The sequence below is a fragment of the Jiangella rhizosphaerae genome, from assembly GCF_003579925.1.
Classification (GTDB): domain Bacteria; phylum Actinomycetota; class Actinomycetes; order Jiangellales; family Jiangellaceae; genus Jiangella; species Jiangella rhizosphaerae.
The window spans coordinates 1-1017 of the sequence record NZ_QUAL01000220.1 but is presented as its reverse complement, the minus strand read 5'-3'; the positions used below and the strand labels follow the sequence as shown (position 1 = coordinate 1017).

Below are 1017 nucleotides of genomic sequence, written 5' to 3'. Positions count from 1 at the left end.
TGCTCGGCGAACGACCCGAACACCACATACGCACCCGCCGGGACACCAGCCGGGATCGGCGGACGGTTCCCCTCCGGCGCGACGTTGCCCGCAGGGTCGAACCCGGAGCCGCGCACCACCACGGTGTCGCCATAGGCCAGCTCCGCCTCGCCGACCGGCGTCACCCCGTCGGCCGCGAACACCTCGATCGACGGCTCCCAGACCGGCTCGGGCTCCTCGGCCTCGAGCGTCGCGGTGAAGGTGAGGGGGTCCAGCGCGGTGCCGGCGGCGTAGAAGTTGGCGAACGCCGGGACGCCGGCCTCGGTCAGCGTCGCGGGAACGCCCGTGGCCGACACGGTGTCGCCGTCGAACCTCAGCGGGTGGTCGGTGAGGTCGAGGTCGGCCAGCTCGACGTCGTCGTAGGTGACCAGCTCGCCGGAGTCCAGCGACTTGCTCACCACGTCGGCGGTCAGCGCCCCCTCGGTCGCCGACGTCACCGTGACGCGCGGGTCGGTGAGGGTCAGCTCGAGCAGCGGGCCGGCGCCCATGTCGTGGCCGGCGAAGGAGACTTCGCCGGCGAAGGCGAGCTCGGCGGTGCCCGCATCGGGGTCGGCGGTGCCGGTCGCGTCGGCGAACCGGAACGTGCCGTCGGTGTTGCGGACCGCCGGGTCGCGGACCTCGATCGAGCCGTGCGCGATCGGGCCGGTGATGTAGGTGCGGAACGACGCCTTGACGCCCCAGTCGAGCGTGCCGCCCGTCGTCTCCGTGGGCTCGGCCAAGGCGACGGGCGCGGCGCCCGCGATCAGCGCGCCGGCGCCGAGCACCGCGGCGAGCAGCGTCGCCACGGTCCGTCCGAACGATGTGGTCCTCACGGTCGGTTCGTCTCCTCGGTACGACGACGGCGGACGGCGACGGCCGCCACTCCGCCGCCGAGCAGGGCCAGGCCGGCCAGCGCGGCCGGGACGATCGGGGCGCCGGTCTGCGCGAGGTCGGACCCGCCACCGGCCGCGGCGCCCGCGGCGCCGGTGGTGGACGACG

2 protein-coding genes are annotated in these 1017 nt (G+C 75.1%); both read right to left on the bottom strand.

Annotation, left to right across the window (positions count from 1 at the left end; genetic code table 11):
* Positions 1-851 (bottom strand): HtaA domain-containing protein (locus tag DY240_RS22555; protein ID WP_199702079.1); only part of this gene is annotated, 851 nt, incomplete at its 3' end.
* Positions 848-1017, bottom strand: a 170-nt coding sequence (locus tag DY240_RS34190) for an LPXTG cell wall anchor domain-containing protein (protein WP_119662064.1), incomplete at its 5' end; no start/stop codon positions are given. The genes DY240_RS22555 and DY240_RS34190, both read right to left, overlap by 4 nt.